Annotated in this window: 8 protein-coding genes and 1 pseudogene; 8 read left to right on the top strand and 1 reads right to left on the bottom strand. The window is 70.9% G+C overall.

Annotated elements, in window-relative coordinates:
- From ASG00_RS17990 to ASG00_RS17985, 3 genes and pseudogenes are all read left to right on the top strand, one after another.
- On the top strand, positions 1 to 761 hold a 761-nt coding region (locus ASG00_RS17990), incomplete at its 5' end, for a peptidase dimerization domain-containing protein (protein ID WP_235559474.1).
- Between the two features lie 43 nt (positions 762 to 804).
- Positions 805 to 1,393, top strand: a pseudogene (locus ASG00_RS09880) (undecaprenyl-diphosphate phosphatase); the annotation flags it as partial.
- Between the two features lie 4 nt (positions 1,394 to 1,397).
- Positions 1,398 to 1,581, top strand: a 184-nt coding sequence (locus ASG00_RS17985; protein WP_327037501.1) for an undecaprenyl-diphosphate phosphatase, incomplete at its 5' end; no start/stop codon positions are given.
- A gap of 16 nt (positions 1,582 to 1,597) precedes the next feature.
- Here the strand turns inward: ASG00_RS17985 and ASG00_RS09875 are convergent.
- A complete protein-coding gene (locus tag ASG00_RS09875; RefSeq protein WP_056209081.1) occupies positions 1,598 to 2,455 on the bottom strand; it encodes a PAC2 family protein in 858 nt (285 codons plus the stop codon).
- A 116-nt stretch (positions 2,456 to 2,571) separates the two neighbouring features.
- Between ASG00_RS09875 and ASG00_RS09870 the strand changes: the two genes are divergently transcribed.
- From ASG00_RS09870 to ASG00_RS09850, 5 genes are all read left to right on the top strand, one after another.
- Positions 2,572 to 3,255 carry an HAD family hydrolase gene (locus ASG00_RS09870; RefSeq protein ID WP_235557344.1) on the top strand — a complete coding sequence of 228 codons (684 nt, stop codon included), beginning with the start codon at positions 2,572 to 2,574 and terminating at the stop codon, positions 3,253 to 3,255.
- Positions 3,252 to 4,259 carry a tRNA (adenine-N1)-methyltransferase gene (locus ASG00_RS09865; protein ID WP_056209076.1) on the top strand — a complete coding sequence of 336 codons (1,008 nt, stop codon included), beginning with the start codon at positions 3,252 to 3,254 and terminating at the stop codon, positions 4,257 to 4,259. Before ASG00_RS09870 ends, ASG00_RS09865 begins: the two co-directional genes overlap by 4 nt.
- Before the next feature lie 9 nt (positions 4,260 to 4,268).
- Positions 4,269 to 5,219 (top strand): FKBP-type peptidyl-prolyl cis-trans isomerase, encoded by a 951-nt coding sequence (locus ASG00_RS09860; protein ID WP_056209075.1) that lies wholly within the window; start codon positions 4,269 to 4,271, stop codon positions 5,217 to 5,219.
- 41 nt (positions 5,220 to 5,260) lie between these two features.
- The gene (locus ASG00_RS09855; RefSeq protein WP_056209072.1) at positions 5,261 to 6,253 is read left to right on the top strand and encodes a helix-turn-helix transcriptional regulator; all 993 of its coding nucleotides are present in this window, start codon (positions 5,261 to 5,263) and stop codon (positions 6,251 to 6,253) included.
- A partial coding sequence (locus tag ASG00_RS09850; protein ID WP_235559473.1) for a helix-turn-helix transcriptional regulator occupies positions 6,250 to 7,008 on the top strand: 759 nt, incomplete at its 3' end. The genes ASG00_RS09855 and ASG00_RS09850, both read left to right, overlap by 4 nt.

Here is a 7,008-nt window from a genome sequence, read left to right as displayed (position 1 = left end):
TCTCCATCGATGTCGCCGGACGCCGGGCGTACCTGCTGCAGGTGGGGGAGAAGGCGCTGCTGTGGGTGCGGCTGGTGGCGCGCGGCGCCGCCGGACACGGCAGCCGGTGGCATCCGGACAACGCCGTCACCCGGCTCGCCGAGGCCGTCGCGGCGCTGGGGCGCGCCCCGTGGGAGGTGCGCCTCACCGAGACGACCGCGGCGCTTCTCGCGGCGGTCGCCGACCTCACCGGAGCAGACGTCGATGACCCGGATGCCGCGGCCGACCTGTTCGGTCCGGCCGCAGCGTTCATCCGGCCGAGCCTGCGCACAACGGCGAACCCGACAGGACTCGCCGGCGGTTACAAGCACAATGTGATCCCTGATCGTGCGGAGGCGACCGTCGACATCCGGGTCCTGCCCGGAACCGAGGACGAGGTGCTCGCCGAGGTGCAGCGGATCGTCGGGGATGACATCGCCATCGAGATCGTCGTGCGCGACATCGGTCTGGAGACCCCCTTCTCCGGCTCGCTCGTCGACGCGATGGTCGCGAGTCTTCAGGATGCCGATCCGGGTGTTCCCGTCGTCCCCTACCTGCTCGGCGCGGGCACCGACAACAAGGCGCTCTCCCGCCTCGGGATCGCCGGCTACGGCTTCGCGCCGCTGAGGTTGCCGAGCGGGTTCGATTTCACCGGTATGTTCCATGGTGTCGACGAACGCGTGCCGCTTGATGCGCTGACGTTCGGTCAGGATGTGCTGACCCGCCTGCTGCGCACCTACTGATCCACCGCGCCGCCTCCCGCCCCACCCCCAACGGAAGACGACCATGAGCCACTTGTTCGAAGCGATCATCCTCGGCCTCGTCCAGGGGCTCACCGAGTTCCTGCCGGTTTCCTCCAGTGCGCACCTGCGCATCCTGGGAGCGTTCCTCCCCGGCACCGAGGACCCGGGCGCCGCCTTCACCGCCATCACGCAGATCGGCACCGAGGCGGCCGTCGTGCTGTTCTTCTGGCGCGACATCGTAAGGATCGTCAGCCGGTGGGCGCTCTCCATCGTCGGGCGCGCGCCGCGCAACGATCCCGATGCGCGCATGGGCTGGCTCATCATCCTGGGGTCGATTCCGATCGTCGTGCTGGGCATCCTGTTCCAGAACCAGATCGAGACCGTGTTCCGCTCCCTCTGGCTGGTCGCCGGCATGCTCATCCTGTTCGGCGTGCTCCTCGGCATCGCGGACGCGATCGGCGCACGCCGGCGACGTCTGGATCAGCTCACCGTCGGCCACGGCGTGATCTACGGCCTGGCCCAGGCTCTCGCCCTCATCCCCGGTGTCTCCCGCTCGGGCGGGACGATCACGGCCGGTCTGCTGATGGGCTACGAGCGCGCCGCGGCGGCTCGCTACGCCTTCCTTCTCGCGANNNNCCCGCCGTTCACCCTGCTCGAGACGGGCCTCGCGACGGTGATCGCGTTCGTCGTCGCCCTCGTGGTCATCAAGTACTTCATGGCGTTCATCTCGAAGCGCAGCTTCCTGCCCTTCGTCATCTACCGCGTGGCGCTCGGCGCCTTCGTGATGGTCATGCTCGCGACGGGCGTCATCGCCGCCTGAGCGGCATCGGGCGCTCTCAGCGCTGCGGCCCGCCGCGGCCGGGCCGGTCGTCGCCGCGCTTGCGCAGGTACTGCTCGAACTCACGGGCGATCGCATCGCCGGACGCCTCCGGGGAGTCCCACGCGTCGCGGGTGCGCTCGAGGCCGCGGATATACTCCGTCATCTCCTCGTCGTCGGCCGCGGCCGCGTCGATGGACGCCTCCCACGCGGCGGACTGCGTCGCCAGGTCACCGCGGTCGATCTTCGCCCCGGTGAGGTCCTCGAGGCGGTCGAGAAGTGCGAGGGTCGCCTTGGGCGACGGCGAGTGACCGGCGACGTAGTGCGGCACGCTCGCCCAGAGCGAGGCTGTCGGGATGCCGGCGGTGTCGGCGGCCTGACCGAGGACGCTGAGGATGCCGACCGGCCCCTCATAGGTCGTGCGGTCGAGGTCGAGAGTATGACGCAGCTGCTCGTTCTCGCTGCCCGCGAAGATCGAGATCGGACGGGAGTGGGGGACATCCGCCATCATCGAGCCGAGCGCGACCATGCCGGTGATGTCCTCACGCAGCGCGACGTCGATCAGCTCACCGGCGAACGCCTGCCAGGCCCGCGCCGGCTCGACGCCCGTGAGCAGCCAGAGCTGCGTGCCGCGCGTGGTCTGCGCGGGGCGCAGCAGCGTCGTCTCGGGCCAGGAGATGCGGCGCACACCGTCTTCGTCGGCGGCGATGCTCGGCCGGGTGTACTGGTAGTCGAAGTACAGCTCCGGGTCGACCGAGTAGACAGGTTCGTAGCCGCCGGTCTCGCGCAGACGGCTGACGGCCGCCGATGCCGCCTCGCCGGCGTCGTTCCATCCGTCGAAGGCGACGACCAGCACGCGTCGACCGAGTCCGTCCACCGGGCCCCTCTCGTTGCCTCCACGGCGCCAGGACGGCGCTCGCGGTCACACCAGGATAGGCGTCTCGGGCCCGTGACGGGCCGTGGCCGCGCGCGCCGCGCCGGTAGCATGGCCGGGTGAATCACCCCGCACCCGCCGCCGTGCTCTGGGACATGGACGGCACCCTCGTCGACACCGAGCCGTACTGGATGGCCGCAGAGACCCCGCTGGTCGAGAGCTACGGCGGCAGCTGGTCGCACGAGCAGGCGCTGCAGCTGGTCGGCCTCGGGCTCGACCAGTCGGCTCGGATCCTCCAGGACGCCGGGGTGCGCATGAACGAGGGCGCGATCATCGACCACCTGACCGAAACCGTGATGGGCGACCTGCGCACGACCGGTGTGCCGTTCCGTCCCGGTGCCCGTGAGCTCCTGTCGGAGCTGCGCGCGGCCGGGGTGAAGACGGGCCTCGTGACGATGTCGCTGCGGCGGATGGCGACTCACGTCGTCGAGTTGATCGACTTCGACGCATTCGACGTCATCGTCGCCGGCGACGATGCGACCCGCCCGAAGCCGCATCCCGACCCCTATCTGCAGGCGTGCGAGCTGCTCGATGTCGCCCCCGAGGACGTGGTGGCGATCGAGGACTCGCCGAACGGGCTGCGCTCCGCTATCGCCGCCCGCACGACGACGGTCGGCGTCCCGCTGATGGTCTCGCTCGCGGGCGTCGGCGCTCACGTCCTCTGGCCCTCCCTCGAGGGGCGGGGCCTCGCCGACCTGGCCGAGGTCCACGCCGCACGCCGCGCCCGCGAGGTGCGCGCGTGAGCCTCGGTCGCGGTCCGTTCGCGTACGGAGATCGCGTGCAGCTCACCGGCCCGAAGGGGCGCCTGTCGACGGTGACCCTCCGCGAGGGGGGCGAACTCCATTCCCATCACGGCGTGCTGCGCCACGCCGACATCGTCGGCCAGCCCGACGGTTCGGTGCTCGTCAACAGCCACGGCTCCGAATACCTGGCGCTGCGACCCTTGCTGCGGGACTTCGTGATGTCGATGCCGCGCGGTGCCGCGATCGTCTACCCGAAGGACGCCGCGCAGATCCTCGCTCAGGCCGACGTGTTCCCCGGATGCGTCGTGGTCGAGGCGGGCGTCGGCTCCGGCGCGCTCTCGCTGTGGCTGCTGCGGGCGATCGGTCCGACCGGGCGTCTCGTCTCTTTCGAGAGGCGTGGGGAGTTCGCCGACGTCGCGCGGGCGAACGTCGAGACCTTCCTCGGGGAGTCGCCGGCTTCATGGCAGATCGTCGAAGGCGACCTCGCCGAGGAGCTCCCGCGCGCGGTGGAGCAGGCATCTGTCGACCGTGTCGTGCTCGACATGCTCGCGCCGTGGGAGTGCATCGACGTCGCGGCCGACGCGCTCGTTCCCGGGGGCGTGCTCGTCTGCTACGTCGCCACGGCGACGCAGCTCAGCCGTGTGGCGGAGTACCTGCGCGCGACGGGTGCGTTCACCGACCCGGAGTCGAGCGAGACGATGGTGCGCGGCTGGCACGTCGAGGGTCTCGCGGTACGCCCCGACCACCGGATGGTGGCGCACACCGGATTCCTGATCTCCGCGCGGCGCCTCGCTCCGGGTGCGGTGCCGCCGGACGTGCGGCGGCGCGCCCTCAAGAAGCCCTCCTATGCGGACGAGGACGTCGAGGTCTGGACCCCGGGTGCGGTCGGCGACCGGGAGATCACGGACAAGAATCTGCGCAAGCGCGTGCGGGAGGCGCAGCGCGCCGCCGACGCCAAGCTGCGCGAGGCGGGCGCGTCGGAGAGCGACCAGTCGCCCGCATAGACTGATCCGGTGCGCAGAACCCTCGCCGCGGCCGCCGCTTTCGGCCTCGCCGCCCTCGCCCTGACCGGATGTGCGACCGCGTCCGCGCCGACGTGCGCCCGCACGACGAACCCGGGCAACCTCGCGTCCCTGGTGCAGGTCTCCGGTGACTTCGCGAAGAAGCCGACCGTCGACATCTCGTCGCCGCTCAGCCCCGGGGACGGCCAGTTCGTCGACCTCACGACGGGCACGGGAACCGAGATCGTGAGCGACGACCAGCTCGTCGGTCTCGCCGTCGACCTGTTCAGCGCGAAGACCGGCAAAGAGATCGTGACCGCGGGCTACGGGTCGACAGGTCCCACGATCACCCCGGTGTCCACATGGGTCCAGACCGTTCCCGGGTTCGAGGCGGCGCTGAAGTGCGCAGGCGAGGGAACGCGCATGATCGTGGGTCTGACCCCGACTGAGCTCGGTTCGTCGACGGCCTCGCTCGGCCTCGCCGCCGACGAGTCGGCGATCGCGGTCATCGACGTGCAGAAGGTGTATCTCTCGCGTGCCGACGGCACGCCCGTCTTCAACGACGGCCACAACCTCCCCGTCGTCGTGCTCGCCCCCTCCGGGCAGCCCGGCGTGACGATCCCCAAGACCGACCCGCCGACCTCGCTGGTCGTGCAGACGCTCCAGAAGGGCACCGGCGCGACCGTCGGCGACAAGGACACGGTGCGGGTCGCTTACACCGGACTCACCTGGGCCGACGGAAAGGTCTTCGACTCCTCGTGGGGATCGACCCCGGCCTCGCTCTCCATGACCGGAATCGTCCCGGGCCTGGCGACGGCGCTGAAGGGTGCGACCGTCGGCTCGCAGATCCTCGCGGTGATTCCGCCGTCCGACGGGTACGGATCGACCGCGACGGGCCAGATACCGGCGAACTCGACGCTCGTGTTCGTGGTCGACATCCTCGGGATCGACGCCACGCAGTGAGCCGCGGCCACGGGGACATCCTGCGACCATAGGATGTCCTCGTGCCGAACACAGGATCGAAAGTCGCGCCCGAGGAGCGGCTCGTGAACCTGGTCGTGGCGCTGCTTGCGACCGACCAGGGGCTCACGAAGGACACGATCCTGGGCTCGGTCTCGGGGTATCGCGAGCAGTCCGAGGCGGGAGCGTCGAAGGATGCGCTCGAGAAGATGTTCGAGCGTGACAAGGAGAGCCTGCGCTCGCTCGGCGTGCCGATCGAGACGCTCGGCGACTACGCCGATCCCGATGATCTCCGCGAGGCCCGGTACCGCATCGCCACCGACGACTACGCGCTGCCCGACGAGGTATCGCTGACGGCGGCGGAGGCGGCCCTCCTCGACCTCGCGGGCACGGTGTGGCACGAGACATCCCTCTCGGTCGACGCCCGCGCAGGCTTGCGCAAGATCCGCGCCCTCGGCATCCCCACGACGGAGCCGTTGGGGGCCTACGCGCCCCGGATCAGCGTTCGGGATGCCGCGTTCGCGCCGTTGCAGCGCGCGATCGAGACCGCGCGCGTCGTGGCGTTCGACTACCTCAAGCCCGGTGAGCATGCCCCCCGGGCTCGTCGCGCGCGCCCCCTGGCGCTGCTGGAGTACGAGGCGCGCTGGCATCTCCACGCCCATGACCTCGACGCGGATGCGCCTCGCACCTTTCTGCTCTCGCGCATCGTCGGCGAGGTCGCGGTGACGCGGGTCTCGTTCGATCCCGGTCTGCGCGCCGGTGCGGGGGAGCGGGCGCGCGCTCTGCTGGACGAGCTCGCCGCGTCGCAGAGCGCCCTCGTCGAGGTGCACCCGGGCACCGAGGCCGCGTTGCGGCTCGCCCGGCGCGCCTCGCCGGCGGCCCAGGGGCTGCGCATCCCGTTCGTCGATGCGCACGTGCTCGCGGACGAACTCGCCTCCTACGGTCCCGAGGTGCGCGTCGTCGAGCCCGCCGAACTGCGCCGCCTCGTGGTCTCGCGACTTCGCGCGGCGCTCGCCCGCAGCGGAGGTTCCGCATGACCGACGCCCGTCCGCCGCTCGTCGCCACCGACCGCGCCGCGCTCATCCTGCAGCTCGTGCCCTACTTGATCGAGCACGGCGAGGTGAGCGTCGCCGAGGCCGCCGCCGACTTCGACGTGTCCGAGACGCAGATGCGTCAGATCGTGGAGAAGCTCACCGTCATCGGCCGCCCGGGTGACGGCGGCTACTGGCAGCTGCCCCACGACCTGTTCGACATCGACTGGGATCTGCTCGACGAGCAGGACCGCATCGCGATCACCCACACCGTGGGACTCGAACGCGCCCCGAAGCTGACCGCGCGGGAAGCGGCGGCGCTCCTCGCCGGGCTCCAGGTCGTCGCCGCCGTCCCGGGAGTGGGGGAGGGCGACCTCATGCGGGGACTGCTCGCCAAGCTCGCGCGCGGGGCGGCGACCGCCCCCGCCGAGCTCGTGCTCACCCCGGCACCCGTCGACGCGGTGCGGCGCTCGATCGATGATGCGCTGACGCGGGGAGTCGCGGCATCCTTCACGTACAAGACCCCCGAGGGTGCACCGACGGTGCGCACGGTCGACCCCGTCAAGGTGCACATCACCGGCGGTGAGTGGTATCTGCAGGGCTGGTGTCACCTGCGCCGGGCGATGCGCACGTTCAATCTCGACCGGGTGAGCGATGTCGCGCTCACCGACATCCCGATCACCCACTCGGGCGAGCCGGTCCCCCCGCTGTTCGAGCCCGGCGGCGATGATGCGACCGCGACGATCCGCTTCGCGGAGCGA

Origin of the sequence: Microbacterium sp. Leaf351 (assembly GCF_001423825.1) — a bacterium.
GTDB lineage: Bacteria > Actinomycetota > Actinomycetes > Actinomycetales > Microbacteriaceae > Microbacterium > Microbacterium ginsengisoli.
This window is presented reverse-complemented; position numbering and strand designations above follow the sequence as displayed.